Consider the following 17,228-nt stretch of genomic DNA (forward strand, 5'->3'; position numbering starts at 1 on the left):
GGCCCAGCCCGCGACGCCGCCCGGCCAGCAAGACCCCGAAACGATCCGGCGCGCGGCGCTCGCGTTCCTGCAGCAGCAGATCGCCGGCCTGCCCGGCAAGACCACCGCGACGGTCACGACCGCCTTTCCGCGCGGGCTCGCCGCGTGCACGACGCTCGAACCGTTCCTGCCGACCGGCGCGCGCCTGTGGGGCCGCACGACGGTCGGCGTGCGCTGCGCCGGCGAGCGGCCGTGGACCGTCTACCTGCAGGCGAAGGTCGCCGTGCAGGCCACCTATTACGTCGCCGCGCGCCAGATCGCGCCCGGCGAGCCGCTCTCCGCGGCCGACCTGGTCGCACGCGACGGCGACCTGACGGTCATGCCGCTCGCGGTGATCACCGATCCGGCGCAGGCGATCGGCGCAACCGCGCTCGCGCGCATCTCGGCCGGGCTGCCGCTGCGGCAGGACATGCTGAAGAGCGCGGCGTCGGTGTCGGCCGGCCAGACGGTACGGGTCGTCGCGGCCGGCCCCGGCTTCACGATTTCGGCCGAAGGCAGCGTGCTCGCGAATGCGGCGCCGGGCCAGTCGGTACGGGTGCGGATGGCGGCCGGGCAGATCGTCACGGCGATCGTCAAGGACGCCGGCACCGTGGAAATTCCGCTGTAGGGACGGATCTGCCGCAAGAATGTAAAGAATTGTTTATTCGGAGCATTTCGGGCTCGCGATGCTAAAGTTCGGGCCGACCCGGCCGTTATCTGGGTCAAACCGTACAGGAAACCCATCGTGAAGATCGATTCCACTCCGAAACCGAGCCCCCTCGCGCCGACCGGCAACGGCGCGGCCCGTGCGCCGTCCGGCACGGCCCAGTCGTCCGCGCAGGCAGCCGATGCAGGATCGAGCGGCGGCGACACGACCGTAAACCTGTCGGGTCTGTCCGGCCAGTTGCGTTCGGTCTCCGCGTCGGGCGACGCCGATATCGACACGGGCCTGGTCCAGTCGATCAAGGACGCGCTGAACAACGGCACGCTGACGATCGACGCGAACAAGATTGCCGACGGCGTATTGAACACCGCCCGCGAACTGCTGCAGCAGCAGCGCCCGCAGGGCAGCTAATCCCGGCCTCGTGGCCGGTTCACCCGGTTTGCCGGCGTGCGGCCATCCCGCGCACCGGCGTGACGAGCATGACGCGATGAGAGAAGAGCTGCTGGCCACGGTCAACGACGAACACGCGACGGTCGAAGCGTTCGCGTCCCTGCTCGTCTACGAGGAAAAGGCGCTGACGACGGCCGAGCCGCTCGAGATGCTGCCCGGGATCGTCGAGAAGAAAAGCGCATTGATCGACCGGCTCGCGCAGCTCGAACGCACGCGCGACACGCAGCTTTCCGCGCTCGGCTTTCCGGCCGGCAAGAAAGGCATGGACCAGGCGGCCGAGCGCGACGCGCGCCTCGCGAGCCGCTGGCAACTGCTGCAACAGGCCGCCGAACGCGCGCGCCAGGCCAACGCGAACAACGGGATGCTGATCCGGATCCGGATGGACTACAACGAGCGCGCGCTCGCGGTGCTGCGCTCGGCGCCCGCGCCGGCCGGCGTGTACGGCCCCGACGGACGCGTGTCGGCGCTCACGCGCTGACCGGCTGACGGCGCGCCGCGCGGCCGACCGGCGGCCGCGCTTCCGCCTTCCCCTTCGTTACAACAGCGGACACGCGGTGACTTGCGTACCGCGTTCCACGCACAGCCGCTCGTAGTCGCGCAGGTACGCACGCTCGGCGTTGTCCAGCAGATCCAGATCGATCAGGTCCCAGTCGTAGCCGACCGTCACGATGTTCTCGAACGTCACGGTGCCGGGCTGCGCGTCGTCCGCCCGCACGATCACGATGTTCTCGATCCGCACGCCGCCCTTGCCCGGCAGGTAGATGCCCGGCTCGACCGAAATCACCGCATTCGGCACCAGCCCGTACGTCGCGCCCGGCGCGAACCGCACGCCGCCCTCGTGCACGTGAATCCCGACGCCGTGCCCGGTGCCGTGGCCGAAATCGTGGCCATGGTCGCGGCACACCTGCCGCACCAGCGCATCGACGTCGCCGCCCGTCGCGGTGGCCGGAAAGCGCGTGACGAGCCCCTTGATGCAGGCCTTCAGCGCGACCGTATAGATCTCGCGCTGCCACGGCTGCGCGACCGTGTCCGGCCGCGTGCGGCGCAGCACGACGCGCGTGCAGTCCGTCGCGAAGCCGGCTTCGTAGTACGCGCCGCTGTCGAGCAGCACGAGTTCGCCTTCGGTCAGCTCGACGTCGGCGCTCGCCGCCGTGTAATGCGCGAACGCGCTGTTCGCGCCGTTCGCCGCGATCGACGGAAACGACAGCGCGACCGCCGAACGTGCGCCGTACGCGTCGTTGATCCTGCGCGCGAGGTCGTACTCGGTGTGGCGCACGCCCGGTTCGCCGGTCTTGGCCCAACGCATCGTCTCGGCGATCGCCGCGCAGCTGCGCGCGAACGCGTCGCGGAACTGGCCGAGCACCGCCGGCGTCTTGCTCGCCCGCATCGCCTCGACCGGGTTGAAATCGGCATGCCGCGCGTGCGGCCACACCCGCTTCACCGCGTCGACGAGCGCGCAGTTCACCGATTCGAAGCCGTAGCACACGTGCTCGACGGCGAACTGCGCGAGAAAGCGCTCGAGCGCCGCGACGTCGCGCCGGATCACCTGCAGCGCCGGATACGAATCGAGCGCGACCTCGCAGCGGTCGCAGCCTTCCGGGAGGAACAAAGCCACCCGCCCGCCGACCGCGAACAGGAAGCCGAGGTGCGACGACGCATTCGGGATGTGATAGCCGCGGCTGTTCAGCAGATACGCGAGATCGTCCGACGCGCAGGTGAAGAACGCCGTCTTGCCGTCGGCCGCGCCGGTATGCGCGGCGAGCCGGCGGTTCAGCGCGTCGAGGTTCTGCACGACGCTCAGGCCGGTCATCGCTGCCGGGATCTCGAAGATCGGCCGCTCGACGTTCCAGCCCGGCAGCGCTATCGCCCGGTCGATCTCGCGCTCGGCGAGGCTCGTCCAGTCGAGCGACGCGGCCTGCGTCTGCTCGAACAGCCGGTTGCGCTGCGCGACGCTGATCCGCCGCGCGTCGTAGCCGACCCGCGCGAGCCGGCTCGCGTGCGCGAGCAGCCAGTCGGCCATCGCCTGCCAGATCGTCACGTTCATGCCGAGCTTCTCGACGCGCACGCGCGCCGGATCGCACTGCTCGTCGGCCTGGAAGTGATAGCGGCCGTCGACGAACAGCACGAACGGCGGCAGATCGAGCGCCTGCGCGGTCGCCGCGCTCAGGAAGATTCCGCAGCCGGCCGAGCCGTCGAAGCCCGACACCGCGTAGCGCGGGTTGTTGCCGCGCGGCAGGTACTCGGTCACGTATTCGTCCTGCGACGTGATCAGCACCGCATCGAGTCGCGCGGCATCGAGCAGGCGCGACAGGCCGGCCTGCGTGTCGGCGACGGACGCGTCGTACGGGGGAAGGCCGGAGAAGCTGTATTTCAGTCGATCGATCATCGGATGCCCGTTATTCATTGTTGTCAGCGGCCGGCGGCGTGCCGCGGCATCGCGCGCCGGGCACGGCACGTCGTTGCGGCGCAGGTCACGCGCGGCCGGGCCGCGCCGCCGGCCGGGAGGCAGGCCTTCGGTAAAATTTTTGTCTCACTTAACTTTGTTTGATGCGCGACAGAATCTAGAGCACGTCGAAATCGAGGTCAAGCCAAGATTTTCGTAGGACTAAAATCGGCGTGCCGCCTGCGGATTCCGGCACAACGCCGATTCGCCCTCGCGACGCTGCGCGGTACAATGCGCCGGCCTCGCCGCCCCGGGCGGCCGCACGGCCCCATTGCCCGCGCCCCGACTCGTTGCCACGAAAGAGATTCATGGATTCAGACCTCATGCGTATCGGCCAGCGCATTCGCCGCCTGCGCCGGGAAGCGAAGAAGACGCTGCTGGAAGTGGCGACCGAAGCGAACCTGTCGGTCGGGTTCCTGTCGCAGGTCGAGCGCCATCTGACGGGCATCTCGCTGTCGTCGCTCGTCAACGTCGCGAAGGCGCTGGGCGTGCCGCTCGGCACGCTGATCGAGCAGCCGCGCCAGGCGCAGCCCGATTCGCACGAGGGCAGCCGCAAGCCGTACGCGCTCGACGCCGCGTCGCAGTGGTACGAGCGGCTGTCCACCACGTTCGACGGCAGCCAGATCAACGCACTGAAGGTGCAGATGATGGAAGGCTACCGGTCGGAATGGGTCGCGCACGGCGGCGACGAATTCGTGTACGTGCTGGCGGGCCGCATCTGCTACACGGTCGGCAAGAAGAATTACCCGCTGACGCCCGGCGACTCGCTGCACTTCGACGCGCGCAAGCGGCATCGCGTGGCCAATGTCGGCGACGGGCCGGCCGAGCTGATCACCGTCAGCACGCTGCCGCTGTTCGACGACAGTGGTGCGGAATTCGTATCCGCGACGACGGAAATCAGGCAATCGAAGCCCGGCGAGCCGCGCGTGAGCCGGCGCGCGCCGGCGTCCAAGCGGGATGACCGCGACGCCGCCGCGGCACGGCCGTCCAGGGCCGGCGCAGCCGAAAAGAAGGCGGCGGCGAAGCCGCGCGCGGCCGCCGGCAAACGCCCGGCGGCCGCGACTCCGGCGCGCAAGAAGAAACAGTAACGGCTGGCCGGCGCGCAGGCCGCGCCTGCTACTTGCCTGCTCCTTGCCGACTACTCGCCGATCGCGAGCGCCTGCGCGACGGCCTGGACCCGCGCGCGATGCACGGCTTCCTTGATCTTCTCCGTATCGTTGCCGATGCCGCGCGCGATCGCGCCGGCGTCGACACTGCGCGCCGCCGCGAGCGCGACGCGCAGCCGCTCGGCCTGCGGATACGGCTGCGCATCGAGCCCGAGTCGGCCGCGCGCATCCGATTCGCACGCCTGCAGCAGCTCGGCGAAGCGCGCCGGCTTGCGCAGCGCGTCGCTGCGCTCGAACAGCCGCACCAGCGCGGCCGCGCCCATCTCCATCACGCGATGCAGGTTGCCGTGCTCGCGCGCGACCACCAGCGCGAGATCGCGGCATTCGTTCGGCACGCGCAGCCGCTCGCACAACGGCTTGAGCAGCTCGACGCTGCGGCTTTCGTGGCCGACGTGGCGCGGCAGCACGTCCGCGGGCGTCGTCCCCTTGCCGAGATCGTGCGTGAGCGCCGCGAAGCGCACCGCCAGCGAATAGCCCTGCTTCGCCGCGTAGTCGACGACCATCATCACGTGCACGCCGGTATCGACTTCCGGGTGGTAATCGGCGCGCTGCGGCACGCCCCACAGCGCGTCGACCTCGGGCAGGATGCGCGCGAGCGCGCCGCAGTCGCGCAGCACGGCGAACATCCGCGACGGCTTCGCTTCCATCAGCCCGCGCGCGATTTCCTGCCATACGCGTTCTGGCACGAGCGCGTCGACCTCGCCCGCATCGACCATCCGCCGCATCAGCGCGAGCGTTTCGTCCGCCACCGTGAAATCCGCGAACCGCGCGGCAAAGCGCGCGATGCGCAGGATTCGCACCGGGTCCTCGACGAATGCGTCGCTCACGTGCCGGAACACGCGCGCACGCAGGTCGGCCTGCCCGTCGAACGGATCGATCACCGGGCCGACCAGCGCGCCTTCCGGGCTCACCTCGCGCGCCATCGCGTTGATCGTCAGGTCGCGCCGCGCGAGATCCTCGTCGAGCGTCACGTCCGGCGCGTAGTGGAACTGGAAGCCGTGATAGCCGGCCGCCGTCTTGCGCTCGGTGCGCGCCAGCGCGTACTCCTCCTGCGTCTGCGGATGCAGGAACACCGGGAAATCCTTGCCGACCGGCCGGAAGCCCTGCGCGGTCATCTGCTCGGGCGTCGCGCCGACCACCACGTAGTCGCGGTCCTGCACCGGCACGCCGAGCAATTCGTCGCGGATCGCGCCGCCTACTGCGTAGATGTTCATGGCTGCGGCTCGTATTCGGCGATCACGTTGGTTTCACGGCGCGCGGCATCGATCCACCGCTGCACGGCCGGCAGCGCGGTCACCCGCGCCGCATAGCCGGCCGCCTCCGGCGACAGCGCCGGCGCATACGTGTTGAAGCGCATCACGACCGGCGCATACATCGCATCGGCGATCCCGAATTCGCCGAACAGGAACGGCCCGCCCGACGCCTCGATGCATTCGCTCCACAGCGCGTCGATGCGCGCGACGTCGGCGAGCGCATCGGGCGTCGCGCCGCGCCCCGGCATCGACGCGCGGATGCTCATGCCCATCTGCGTGCGCAGCGCCGCGAAGCCCGAATGCATTTCGGCGGACACGCAGCGCGCATGCGCGCGCGAGAGCGGGTCGGCCGGCCACATCGGGAATTGCGGATAGCGCTCGGCGAGCGTCTCGGCGATCGCGAGCGAATCCCAGATCGCCAAGCCGTGATCGTCGACGAGGCACGGCACCTTGCCGGTCGGCGAGTATTCGCGGATGCGCGCGGCCGTGTCGTCGCGACGCAGCTCGACCACGATCTCGTCGAACGGGATGCCGAAATGCGCGAGCAGCAGCCACGGCCGCATCGACCACGACGAGTAGTTCTTGTCTCCAATGACGAGCTTCATGACGGGGTTCCGGAAAATGCGAAAAAGGAAAAGAAAGGCGCCGACCGGCGGCACCCCGCGGGTATTAGCGACGCGAGCGGAACCAGTCGAACCGCGAGCGCGTCGTCGCTTCGCCGAGATACGCGGGCGCAATGCTTTCGAGACTCGCGGGCGAGAGCCCGAGTTCCGGCGCGAGCGGCCCCGACAGCACGTTCGGCACCGACATCGTCGCGAGATTGTCGCGCGTGAGCACCGGCTCGCCCGGCAGGCATTCGAACACGCTCGCCTGCAGCCGCGCAAGCACGTCGGGCAGCCGCACGATGCGTGCCTGCCGGCCGACCAGCGTGCCGCAGTAGCGCACCAGTTGCTCGAGCGTGTAGACGGTCGGGCCGCCGAGTTCGTAGGTCTTGCCGTGCGCGCCGACGAGATCGAGCGTGTTGACGAACGCGCGCACGACGTCGCCGACGAACACCGGCTGGAAGCGCGCGTCGGGCATCGCGAGCGGCAGCACGGGTACCGTGCGCTGCAGGTTCGCGAACGTGTTGAGGAATGCGTCGCCGGGGCCGAACACGACCGACGGACGGAAGATCGTCAGCGCGAGCGAATCGGTGGCCGCGACCGCATGCAGCGCGGCTTCGCCGTCGCCCTTCGAGCGCTGGTACATGCTCGCGCCGTGCGAATCGGCGCCGAGCGCGCTCATGTGCAGCAGGCGCCGCACGCCGACCTCGCTGCAGGCGGTCGCCAGCGCGGCCGGCAGCGCGACGTGCGCGCGCTCGAAGCCCGGCCCGTACGGCGTGCCACGGCCGCCGTGCAGCACGCCGACCAGGTTGATCGCCGCGTGCGCGCCGGCGACGAAGCGTGCGAGCGTGCGCGTATCGAGCGCGTCGAGCTCGACGATGTCGACCGGCAGCATCTGCAGGTGGCGCGCGTGGTCGCGCCGCCGCGTACCGATCCGCACGTGCTTGCCGGCATCGATCAGCGCACTGACGAGCCGGCTGCCGATGAAGCCGGTGCCGCCCAGCAGCGCGACGGTCTGGCGATCCATTGTTCGAGTCCTAAAAAGAACACTGCCGCGTCTCGCGCGGCAGTTCGTGTATCAGGGCGAGATCATGCCTAGACGTTTCTTCAACGACTGCGGTTTGCCCTCGAAGAGCGCCGCGTAGTAGACGGTATTCGACAGCACGTTCTTCACGTAGTCGCGCGTCTCGTTGAACGGAATCGTCTCCGCGAAGATCGCGCCTTCGACCGGCTGCGTCAACACCTGGCGCCACTGGCGCGGCCGGCCCGGGCCCGCGTTGTAGCCGGCGGTGGCGAGCACCGGCGAGCTGTCGAAGTTGTTGTAGATGTCCGCCAGATACCAGGTGCCGAGCTGGATGTTGGTGTCGATGTCATGCATCTGCGCACGCGAGATCGTGCCCATGCCGAGCTTCTTCGCGACCATCTGGGCCGTCGCCGGCATCAGCTGCATCAGGCCGCCCGCGCCCACCGACGAACGCGCGCTGATGATGAAGCGCGATTCCTGGCGGATCAGCCCGTACGCCCACTCGACGTCGAGGCCCGTCGACTGCGCGTAGCGCTCGACGGTCGTGCGGTACGGCGACGGATAGCGCAGCGTGAAGTCGTGCTCGGCCTTCGTGCGGTCGGCCGTGTTGACCGTGCGGTCGAGCAGCTCGACGCGCTTGCCGTATTCGGCGGCCGCGAGCAGCTGGCGATCGGTCATCCCGCGCAGCGGCCAGTTCCATTCGCGATTGCCTTCGAGGCGCAGGTTCAGCGCATAGAAGCGCTGCGCGAGCGCGAAGCCCGGAATCTTGCCCATCGCGTCGATCTCGGCGTCGCTCACCTTCGTGCGCGGCGGGATCGTCGTGCGCTGGCCGAGCTCTTCGCCGGCCAACTGCCCGTAGAAGTTGAACTGGCCCGCGACCTGCTCGAATTCCTGGTTCGCCTGCAGCGTGTCGCCGCTCTGCTTGAGCGCGCGCGCGTGCCAGTAGATCCACGCCGGATCGTTGCGCAGCGACGGCGGCATCTGCTCGATCGACCAGCGCACCATCGGCCAGTTGCCGGCGAGCAGCGCGGCGCGCGTGCGCCATTCGTAGCCCGGGTTCGACAGCGGCGCGTTCGCCGACTTCGCATACCAGACCGACGCCATCGGCGAGCGCTTGATCGCGCCCTGGTAGCCGATCGCGCCCCACGCGATCGCCTGTTCCTGCTTGGTCAGCGAAGGCGCGACCGTCGTCAGCATCCCGGCGGCCGCGTCCGGATCGTTGCGCGCCATGCGGCCGAGCGCGATCAGCGCGAGCTGATGCGACGCGGCGTCAGGCCCGACGCCGCGCGCGAGATACAGCGGCGGCGCGCTCGTCGCCTGGTCGAAGCCAACGGGGCGCGGGCCGAGCGCGTCGACGATCTTGCCGCCGAGCGTCGTGTAGTTCTGCTCGTACGCGAGGCGCGCCTGCTGCCACACGTCGTCGCTCGTGAACTGCTGATTGACGGTGAGCGCGGTGATCAGGTCGACGCACGCATCGCCGTAGTTCTTCGGCTCGACGAGCAGCGCGCGCGCCGCATCGGCGACGTTCTCGTTGCGCGCCGCGCGCGATTCGAGCGCATAGCACTTGACCTGCGTGTCGTCGTCGAGCACGAAGCGCTTGTACTGGTCGTCGAAATTGCGCCAGTCGTGGCGCGCGCCGAGCACGAGCAGGTAGTCGTTGCGCAGGCGATCGGCGATCGCCTGGCCATCGTAGCGCTGCAGGAACGACTGCACGGGCGCGTCCGGCGCATCGACGCGCGCGCGGCCCGTCGAATCGAACAGCTGCGGCTTGATCTGGAAATACTCGACGTAGGACGGCACCGGATAGTTCGGGATCATCGACGCGAGCTGCGCGGCCTTCGCGGCGTCGTTGCGGCGTGCGGCTTCGCGAAGCTGCACGAAGATCTGGTCATCCCCGGCGAGCGTGTCGTCGTTCGGTGCGGCACATGCGGCCGTGCCCGCGACGAGCGCGGCGGCGGAAAGCGCCAGCGCGACCGCGCGATATACTCGGAAAAGGCTGTTCGACATCGTTTTGAATGGAGCACGAAGTGAGCGAAAGCATAGCACGCAACCCTGTGCCGAACCCGAAGGTTGCGCTGCGCAAAACGCTGTCCGGCGCCCGTCGCGACGCCGCGTCGCAACCCGCCGCGAACGCCGCGCTCGACGCGCGGCTGCGCACGTTGCTCGACCGTCTGGCGCCGCGCACGGTCGGGTTCTACTGGCCGCTGCCGGGCGAATTCGATGCGCGCGACGCGGTGCTCGCATGGTGTGCGGCGGGCGCCGGCCGGTGCGCCGCGCTGCCGGTGATCGGCGAACGTCACACGCCGCTCGCCTTCCATGCATGGGATGCGCACACGCCGATGCGCGAAGGTCATCACCGGATTCCCGAACCCACGTCGGGAATCGTCGTCGTGCCCGATCTTTTGCTGATTCCCTGCGTGGGATTCGATGCGCAGCGCTACCGGCTCGGCTACGGCGGCGGCTACTACGACCGCACGCTCGCTGCCTGGCCGGGCGACACGCTGCCCGTGACGGTCGGCATCGCGTACGAAGCGTGCCGCGTCGATGCGCTGCCGGCCGAAGCGCACGATCTCGCGTTGCGCTGGATCGTCACCGACGGTGCGCTTTACCCGGCCGCCGAATGATGACGTGGGCGGCGCCGCGATCGTCGCGGCTTGCCGCGAGCGTGTCGCGGCGACCGACCGTTTCCGCGATCGTTTACAGTGACGCCGCCGCCCGCGCGGCCGTGTCGTAGAGGCCCGATGCGTGGCGCAGCAACTGCGCCGCGTCGCCGATCTGCTCGTTGGTGAGGCCGCTGTCCTTCAGCGTCTCGATCAGGCAATGCTCGCGGACCTCGCGGTACTTCAGGCACAGGTCGCGGCCCGCGTCGGTCGCGAAGAAGAACACTTCCTTGCCGTTCTTCTCGCTCTTCACATAGCCGCGGGCGATCAGTTTTTTCAGCGCATAGGTCGCGACGTGCGTATCCTCGATATTGAGCACGAAGCAGATGTCGGCGAGTTTCTTCTTGCGTTCGCGATGGCTGACGTGATGCAACAGCGAGACCTCGACCGCCGTCATGTCCTTCGCGCCCGCCGCCGACATGCAGCGCACCATCCAGCGGTTGAACGCGTTGCCGGCCATGATGAGCCCGTATTCGAGCTCCGACAGCTCCGCGCTCGAATCGGAAACGAGGTGTTCGGATGACACGATCTTGGTCGCAGGACGCTTCATGGAAAGGCGGCGCAAGCCGGATGACAGGATGTGCCCGAGTGTACGCCAGAAGCCCCGGCCTACGAGCTAGGCGAAAACGCTTATTGAGAAGTTGTCGATATTTTATTGACAATGTGCGCTAACATTGCCGTCCGAACCGTGCCAGTCCGATGACGCAACCCCGCATTTATCCGCTCGGCGATGCCGCCCTCGTCTGCGAGGTGCCGCCGCCCGCCACGCTCGATTGCCAGCGCCGCGTCTGGGCCGTGGCCGAGGCCGCGCGCGCGTGGCCCGACGTGATCGACGTCGTCCCCGGCATGAACAACCTGACCATCGTGTTCGACGCGCTCGCCGCGACGGCCGACTCGCTCACGCCCGCGCTGCGCGACGCGTGGGAAACCGCCGACGTCGAGCACGCGGACGGCCGCGAGGTCGAGATCCCGGTCGAGTACGGCGGGGCCGCCGGCCCCGACCTGGCGGCCGTCGCCGCCCACACGGGCCTGTCGGCCGACGAGGTCGTCGCGCGCCACGCGGCCGGCGCCTACGTCGTGTTCTTCGTCGGGTTCCAGCCGGGCTTCGCGTATCTGGGCGGCCTCGACGCCGCGCTGCACATGCCGCGCCGCGCGGCGCCGCGCCTCGAGGTGCCGGCCGGCTCGGTCGGCATCGGCGGCGCGCAGACCGGCATCTACCCGGCCACGTCGCCCGGCGGCTGGCAACTGATCGGCCGCACGTCGCAGGTGCTGTTCGATCCGGCGCGGCCGCAGCCGACGCTGCTGCTGCCCGGCGACCGCGTGCGCTTCACCATTGCGGGAGTCGACGCACGATGACCCAGAGCAACGCACCGGGCACCATCGAGGTCGTGCGGGCCGGCCCGCTGTCGACCGTGCAGGATCTCGGCCGCCGCGGCACGCGCCATCTCGGCGTCGCGCAGGGCGGCGCACTCGACGGCCTCGCGCTCGAAGTCGGCAACCGGCTGGTCGGCAACCGCCCCGACGCGGCGGCCGTCGAAATCACGATCGGCCCCGCCACGTTCCGCTTCACGCGCGCCACGCGCATCGCGATCACCGGCACCGAGTTCGGCGCGACGCTCGACGGCCAGCCCGTGCATTCGTGGTGGAGCCTGCCGGTCGGCGCCGGGCAGACGCTCGTGCTGCCGGCCGCGAAACGCGGCATGCGCGGCTACCTGTGCATCGCGGGCGGTATCGACGTGCTGCCGATGCTCGGCTCGCGCAGCACCGATCTCGCGTCGCGCTTCGGCGGCCTCGGCGGCCGCACGTTGCGCGACGGCGACCGGCTTCCGGTCGGCGTGCCGCCGGCCGGCGCGGGCTGCCTCGCGGCCGATGCGCCCGAATTCGGCGTGAAGGCGCCGGCGTGGTGCGCGTTCGTGCGCGTCGACGAGCCGCCGCGCCGTCACCGCCCCGTGCATGCGCCGTGGGCGATGCCCGTGCGCGTGCTGCCGGGCCCCGATTACGCGTCGTTCGCGGCCGATTCGCAGCAGGCGTTCTGGGATGAGGAATGGCTCGTCACCGCGAACAGCAACCGGATGGGCTATCGGCTCGCCGGCGCCGAGCTCGTGCGCGAGCGGCCGGTCGAGCTGCTGTCGCATGCGGTGCTGCCCGGCACGATCCAGGTGCCGCCGAACGGCCAGCCGATCGTGCTGATGCACGACGCGCAAACCACCGGCGGCTACCCGAAGATCGGCACGGTGATCCGCGCCGACCTGTGGAAGCTCGCGCAGGCACGGCTCAACCTGCCGATCCGCTTCGTGCGCACGACACTCGACGCCGCGCGCGCCGCCCTCGTCGCGGAACGGGCGTACCTGCGGCAGATCGACGTCGCGATCGAGATGCGAGAGGAAGCGCGCCGCCGCGCCCAATCGCGCGCGGCGTGACAATGGCGGAAGCAGTCGCGAAGGACGCGCCACGCAACCAGTGGACGAGGAACATATGGAAATCGATCTGAATGCCGATCTCGGCGAAGGATGCGGATCGGACGAGGCGCTGCTCGACCTCGTCACGTCGGCGAACATCGCATGCGGATGGCACGCAGGCGGCGCGAATGCGATGCGCGACTGCGTGCGCTGGGCCGTGCAGAAAGGCGTGTCGATCGGCGCGCATCCGAGCTTCCACGATCCGGAGAATTTCGGCCGCAAGGAAATGCAGCTGCCGGCCGGCGACATCTACGCGGGCGTGCTGTACCAGCTCGGCGCGCTGTCGGCGATCGCGCAGGCCGAGGGCGGCCGCATCGCGCACGTAAAACCGCACGGCGCGCTGTACAACCAGGCCGCGCGCGACCCGCTGATCGCCGACGCGGTGGTGTCCGCGATCCACGATTTCGATCCGTCGCTCGCGGTGTTCGGGCTCGCGAACAGCGTGTTCATCGCGGCCGCGCGGCAGGCGGGGCTCGCGGCGGTGGAGGAAGTGTTCGCCGATCGCGGCTACCGCGCGGACGGCTCGCTGGTGCCGCGCAGTCTGCCCGGCGCGTTGATCGACGACGAAGATGCGGTGCTCGCGCGCACGCTGGACATGGTGCGCAACCGGCAGGTGCGCGCGCTGAGCGGCGAATGGGTGCCGCTCAATGCGCAGACCGTCTGCCTGCATGGCGACGGGCCGCATGCGCTGGCGTTCGCGAAGCGAATCCGCGCGGCGCTCGAGGCCGCCGGCGTCGACGTCGTGGCGCCCGGCGCGCTGCAGGCCGACGAAGGCGCGTAACGCAGCATTCGGCGCAGGGCCCGCGCGCCGCACGTTTTCGTCGCACCAAAGAAAAAAGCGCCCTCGTGGCGCTTTTCCGTTGGTGCAATCGGTGCGGCTTCGCCGTCTGTCGATTCACCCCCCGAAACCGTCTTTCGACGGTGACCGGAAAAATATTCCGGATTAAAAAACGTCCGCCGCCGCCCGATCACTGCCTTCCCCGGTCAGACGACGGAACGTCGCTTATGTGCAAGTCGGCCCGCATGCATGTGTTGTTCGACGATGATTGGCCCCGCCGTGCATGCAGACTCTCCGCGGCCGGCACGTGCTTCACGTGCCGGCGACGCTCACCCCGCGCTTTATTTCTGCTACCCCGTAGAACTTATCTATTCTTTTCATTTTTTCAACTTGTGGGGTGAAGAATAGATATTGGCCGAACGGGATGTCAATCGTTTTAAACGCTATTTTCCGACGATTCAAGGGTTTTCCTTATCGACCGGCACCACCGCGCAGGCGTGTCGCACGGTACGCGCGACGTCGATCAAACAGGGGACGATCAGTGCGGTAGCCGGGCGCGATCAGTTCGCGTCGACCCGGTATCCTTGCTGGCGCAACAATTCGAGCACGCCGCGCGGGCCACCCAGATGCAGCGCGCCGATCGCGACGAACAGCGGCCGGTTCGGCGCGGCGATTGCAGTCATCCGTGCAACGAAGCGCCGGTTGCGCTCGTACACGATCTTGTTGTCGAGCGACGCCGACAACGCCTTCGAACGGGCGAGCCGTTCGCTCTTCGCGACGGCCCACGCCGAGATCGCATCGGCGTCGCCAATTCGCCACAGCCGGTGCAGTGCCTTGATGTCGTCGGCGTTCTGCGCGGGCGTCTGCACCATGTCCTGCGCGAGCATCTCGCGCTGCTCGGCCAGCGTCAGCCCGGTGAACGCGCGCATCTGTTCGGCGAGCGTCTCGAGTCCGATCACGCGGCCGCCCTTCTTCTTCAGGAACACGTTCTGCAGTTGCGCCTCGGTACCGTATTCGGTCTGCAGGCCCGCGGACAGCGAATCGTAGGTCTCGACGACGAGCGCCGCGAGCCACGGCCGCATCTTGCGGATCTCGGCGAGCGCGGCCGGGTTGCCGCGCAGGCGCGCCGCGAGCCGCTGCCACAGCGGCTCGGGCAGCAGGCGCTGCAGGCACGGGTAGCGGCACACGCCGTACTTCGACACGTCGTCCTGCGATTCGAGCAGATCGTCGGGCGACAGCTCGAGCGCGAGCGTCGGCGACGCGGCGAGCGCCGCGAGGATGCGCGGCCGGAACGGCTGCGCGCTCGGGTAATCGGACGGGTCGCCCGTGTGCAGCGTGCCGAGCACGTAGAGCGTGACCTTGCCCTTGGTCGCGACGTAGAACGGCATGCGCGCCGGCTGCACGCGCACGGTGCCGCGCGACACGGTGCCGTCGGACACGGCCGGCGTATGGAAGCCCGGCAGGCTCATGCCGGGCGGCGGAACCTGCGACGGACGAATCGGCGAAGTCGCCGGCGCACGCCCCTCGGCGCGCACCGGCTCAACGGGGACCACGACGCTGGCCGCCGCGCACGCGCCGGCCAGCGCCGCGCCCGTGACGGTACGCACGCTCCAGCGCCGCGCGTAGCGGTACGCGCGCATCACGCGCGCGCCGCCTGCCCCCGCACGGCGCACGCCGGACACGCGCGCCGCCAACGCTTCAGGCATTCTCCTCCCCGACCTCCTCGGCGCGATGGCAGGCTACACGCCGGCCGTCCACTTCGCGCAATTGCGGCTCCTCGACGCGGCACCGCTCGACCGCGTACGGGCAGCGCTGGTGGAACGCGCAGCCCGACGGCGGATTGAGCGGCGACGGCAGTTCGCCCTGCAGCTTGATCTGCACGCGGCGATCTTCCTCGAAGATCGCCGGCGTCGCCGACATCAGCGCCCGCGTGTACGGATGGCGCGGCCGTGCGTAGATCGTCGCCTTGTCGCCGAGCTCGGCGACGCTGCCGAAGTACATCACCATCACGTCGTCGGCAACGTGTTCGACCACCGACAGGTTGTGCGAGATGAACACGTAGCTCGTCTTGAACTGCTCCTGCAGATCCATGAACAGGTTCAGGATCTGCGCCTGGATCGACACGTCGAGCGCGGACACCGGCTCGTCCGCGACGACGATGCGCGGATCGAGGATCATCGCGCGCGCGATCGCGACCCGCTGGCGCTGGCCGCCGGAGAACATGTGCGGATAGCGCTTCGCGTGCTCGGGGCGCAGGCCGACCGTGCGCATGATCTGCGCGATGCGCGCGGCGCGCTCGGCGGCCGTCAGGTTCGCGTTGATCTCGAGCGGCTCGGAAAGCGTCTGCTCGACGGTCTTGCGCGGGTTCAGCGACGCGAACGGATTCTGGAACACCATCTGCACGCGGCGGCGCAGGTCGGCGACCGTGTCGCGGCTCGCGCCGGCCACGTTCTTGCCGTCGATCGTCAGGCTGCCCGCGGTGGGCGTCTCGATCATCGTGAGCTGGCGCGCGAGCGTCGATTTCCCGCAGCCCGACTCGCCGACGACGGCGAGCGTCTTGCCGCGCTTCAGCGAGAACGACACGCCGTTCAGCGCCTTCACCGTGCCCTGCCCGAACATCCCGCGCTTCACCGAATAGTGCTTCGCGAGGCCGTCGGCCACCAGTACCGCTTCCTCGTCGTGCGAAGCGCGAGGCGTTTCATTGACTGCATTCATCGTGCGCCTCCCGTCAGGTCGAGGTTGGAAACATTGAGCGGCTTGATGCAGCGCGCGCGCATCGCATCGTTGGCCGGCACCAGCGTGTCGAGCGCCGGCCGCGCCTTGCGGCAATCGTCGACGACGTACTTGCAGCGCGGCGCGAACAGGCACCCGGACGGGCGATCATCGCGGCCCGGCACCATGCCCGGCAATGCGGCAAGGCGACGCGCCCCCTGATTGTGCTCGGGAATCGCCGCGAGCAGCGCTTCGGTGTACGGATGATGCGGCGCGCGGAAGATGTCGGGCACGCGGTTAGTCTCGATGATCTCGCCCGCGTACATCACCGCGACGCGATGCGCGACCTCCGACACCACGGCCAGATCGTGCGAGATCAGCACGAGCGCCATCCCGCGCTCCTTCTGCAGCTTCACGAGCAGATCCATGATCTGCGCCTGGATCGTCACGTCGAGCGCGGTGGTCGGCTCGTCGGCGATCAGCAGCTTCGGGTTGCACGCGACGGCCATCGCGATCATCACGCGCTGGTTCATCCCGCCCGACATCTGGTGCGGGAACGACGCGATGCGGTTCTTCGCATCGGGAATGCCGACCTGGTCGAGCAGTTCGAGCGCGCGCCGGTGCAGCGCGTCGCCGCGCAGCCCTTCGTGCAGCTTCAGCACTTCCTTGATCTGGTAGCCGACCGTGTAGCTCGGGTTCAGGCTCGTCAGCGCGTCCTGGAACACCATCGCGATGTCCTTGCCGACGATCTTGCGGCGCGCCTTCGGCGACGCCTTCAAGAGATCCACGCCGTTGAACGTGACTTCATCTGCCGTCACCTTGCCCGGCGCGTCGATCAGGCCCATCAGCGCCATCATCGTCACGCTCTTGCCCGAGCCCGATTCGCCGACGACGCCCACCACCTCGCCCGGCGCGACCGATAGGTTGATCCGGTCGACCGCGGGCAGGCCGTTGAAGTTCACCGCGAGATTGCGGATGGTCAGGAGATTCTGGGTCATA

At 69.1% G+C, this 17,228-nt stretch carries 17 protein-coding genes; 8 read left to right on the forward strand and 9 right to left on the reverse strand.

All coding sequences use genetic code 11. The annotated features are described in order from the left end of the window. The 3 genes from flgA to JMF86_RS15135 form a co-directional block, all read left to right on the forward strand. Positions 1–646: flagellar basal body P-ring formation chaperone FlgA (gene flgA, locus JMF86_RS15125; RefSeq protein ID WP_201317035.1), on the forward strand; the 646-nt coding region annotated here is incomplete at its 5' end. A gap of 117 nt (positions 647–763) precedes the next feature. Beyond that, a complete protein-coding gene (flgM, locus tag JMF86_RS15130; RefSeq protein WP_011546419.1) occupies positions 764–1,093 on the forward strand; it encodes a flagellar biosynthesis anti-sigma factor FlgM in 330 nt (109 codons plus the stop codon). Positions 1,094–1,169: 76 nt separating this feature from the next. Then, on the forward strand, positions 1,170–1,610 hold the full coding sequence (locus JMF86_RS15135) for a flagella synthesis protein FlgN (RefSeq protein ID WP_006477557.1): 441 nt from the start codon (positions 1,170–1,172) through the stop codon (positions 1,608–1,610). A 57-nt stretch (positions 1,611–1,667) separates the two neighbouring features. Here the strand turns inward: JMF86_RS15135 and JMF86_RS15140 are convergent, their stop codons facing one another. After that, on the reverse strand, positions 1,668–3,518 hold the full coding sequence (locus tag JMF86_RS15140) for a M24 family metallopeptidase (RefSeq protein ID WP_054928146.1): 1,851 nt from the start codon (positions 3,516–3,518) through the stop codon (positions 1,668–1,670). A 365-nt stretch (positions 3,519–3,883) separates the two neighbouring features. Between JMF86_RS15140 and JMF86_RS15145 the strand changes: the two genes are divergently transcribed. Beyond that, a complete protein-coding gene (locus tag JMF86_RS15145; protein ID WP_054928147.1) occupies positions 3,884–4,663 on the forward strand; it encodes a helix-turn-helix domain-containing protein in 780 nt (259 codons plus the stop codon). Positions 4,664–4,713: 50 nt separating this feature from the next. On the opposite strand, the gene JMF86_RS15150 is transcribed toward JMF86_RS15145, so the two are convergent. The 4 genes from JMF86_RS15150 to JMF86_RS15165 form a co-directional block, all read right to left on the reverse strand. Continuing rightward, a complete protein-coding gene (locus JMF86_RS15150; RefSeq protein WP_027810239.1) occupies positions 4,714–5,955 on the reverse strand; it encodes a multifunctional CCA addition/repair protein in 1,242 nt (413 codons plus the stop codon). Continuing rightward, complete coding sequence (locus JMF86_RS15155; RefSeq protein ID WP_054928148.1) at positions 5,952–6,599, reverse strand: glutathione S-transferase family protein; 648 nt, start codon at positions 6,597–6,599, stop codon at positions 5,952–5,954. The genes JMF86_RS15150 and JMF86_RS15155 overlap by 4 nt, the downstream gene beginning before the upstream one ends. A gap of 64 nt (positions 6,600–6,663) precedes the next feature. Next, the gene (locus tag JMF86_RS15160; RefSeq protein ID WP_201317036.1) at positions 6,664–7,623 is read right to left on the reverse strand and encodes a complex I NDUFA9 subunit family protein; all 960 of its coding nucleotides are present in this window, start codon (positions 7,621–7,623) and stop codon (positions 6,664–6,666) included. Positions 7,624–7,674: 51 nt separating this feature from the next. Next, positions 7,675–9,627, reverse strand: a complete 1,953-nt coding sequence (locus JMF86_RS15165) for a lytic transglycosylase domain-containing protein (RefSeq protein WP_034174350.1) — start codon at positions 9,625–9,627, stop codon at positions 7,675–7,677. An 8-nt stretch (positions 9,628–9,635) separates the two neighbouring features. Here JMF86_RS15165 and JMF86_RS15170 point away from each other — a divergent pair, with 8 nt between their 5' ends. After that, entirely contained in the window at positions 9,636–10,244 is a 609-nt protein-coding gene (locus tag JMF86_RS15170; protein ID WP_125380953.1) for a 5-formyltetrahydrofolate cyclo-ligase, read from the forward strand. 73 nt (positions 10,245–10,317) lie between these two features. Here the strand turns inward: JMF86_RS15170 and JMF86_RS15175 are convergent, their stop codons facing one another. Then, positions 10,318–10,830 carry a winged helix DNA-binding protein gene (locus tag JMF86_RS15175; protein ID WP_006483173.1) on the reverse strand — a complete coding sequence of 171 codons (513 nt, stop codon included), beginning with the start codon at positions 10,828–10,830 and terminating at the stop codon, positions 10,318–10,320. 149 nt (positions 10,831–10,979) lie between these two features. On the opposite strand from JMF86_RS15175, the gene pxpB reads away from it, so the two are divergent. Genes pxpB through pxpA form a run of 3 tightly spaced genes read left to right on the forward strand, consistent with a single transcriptional unit; the run spans position 10,980 to position 13,520 of the window. Further along, complete coding sequence (gene pxpB, locus JMF86_RS15180; RefSeq protein WP_006477548.1) at positions 10,980–11,636, forward strand: 5-oxoprolinase subunit PxpB; 657 nt, start codon at positions 10,980–10,982, stop codon at positions 11,634–11,636. Next, positions 11,633–12,700 (forward strand): biotin-dependent carboxyltransferase family protein, encoded by a 1,068-nt coding sequence (locus tag JMF86_RS15185; protein ID WP_201317037.1) that lies wholly within the window; start codon positions 11,633–11,635, stop codon positions 12,698–12,700. The genes pxpB and JMF86_RS15185 overlap by 4 nt, the downstream gene beginning before the upstream one ends. A gap of 55 nt (positions 12,701–12,755) precedes the next feature. Continuing rightward, the gene (gene pxpA / locus JMF86_RS15190) at positions 12,756–13,520 is read left to right on the forward strand and encodes a 5-oxoprolinase subunit PxpA (protein WP_006483671.1); all 765 of its coding nucleotides are present in this window, start codon (positions 12,756–12,758) and stop codon (positions 13,518–13,520) included. A gap of 557 nt (positions 13,521–14,077) precedes the next feature. Here the strand turns inward: pxpA and JMF86_RS15195 are convergent. From JMF86_RS15195 to JMF86_RS15205, 3 genes are read right to left on the reverse strand one after another with little or no spacing between them, the layout of a single operon-like run. Further along, positions 14,078–15,223: a TraB/GumN family protein gene (locus JMF86_RS15195; protein ID WP_006477545.1), complete on the reverse strand. Its 1,146-nt coding sequence runs from the start codon at positions 15,221–15,223 to the stop codon at positions 14,078–14,080. Continuing rightward, positions 15,216–16,232: a peptide ABC transporter ATP-binding protein gene (locus JMF86_RS15200; protein WP_006477544.1), complete on the reverse strand. Its 1,017-nt coding sequence runs from the start codon at positions 16,230–16,232 to the stop codon at positions 15,216–15,218. The genes JMF86_RS15195 and JMF86_RS15200 overlap by 8 nt, the downstream gene beginning before the upstream one ends. Next, positions 16,229–17,227, reverse strand: a complete 999-nt coding sequence (locus JMF86_RS15205; protein ID WP_023476351.1) for an ABC transporter ATP-binding protein — start codon at positions 17,225–17,227, stop codon at positions 16,229–16,231. The genes JMF86_RS15200 and JMF86_RS15205 overlap by 4 nt, the downstream gene beginning before the upstream one ends. Between the last annotated feature and the right edge of the window lies 1 nt (position 17,228).

Origin of the sequence: Burkholderia sp. E168m15 (assembly GCF_016586105.1) — a bacterium.
In the GTDB taxonomy this organism is placed as follows: domain Bacteria; phylum Pseudomonadota; class Gammaproteobacteria; order Burkholderiales; family Burkholderiaceae; genus Burkholderia; species Burkholderia orbicola.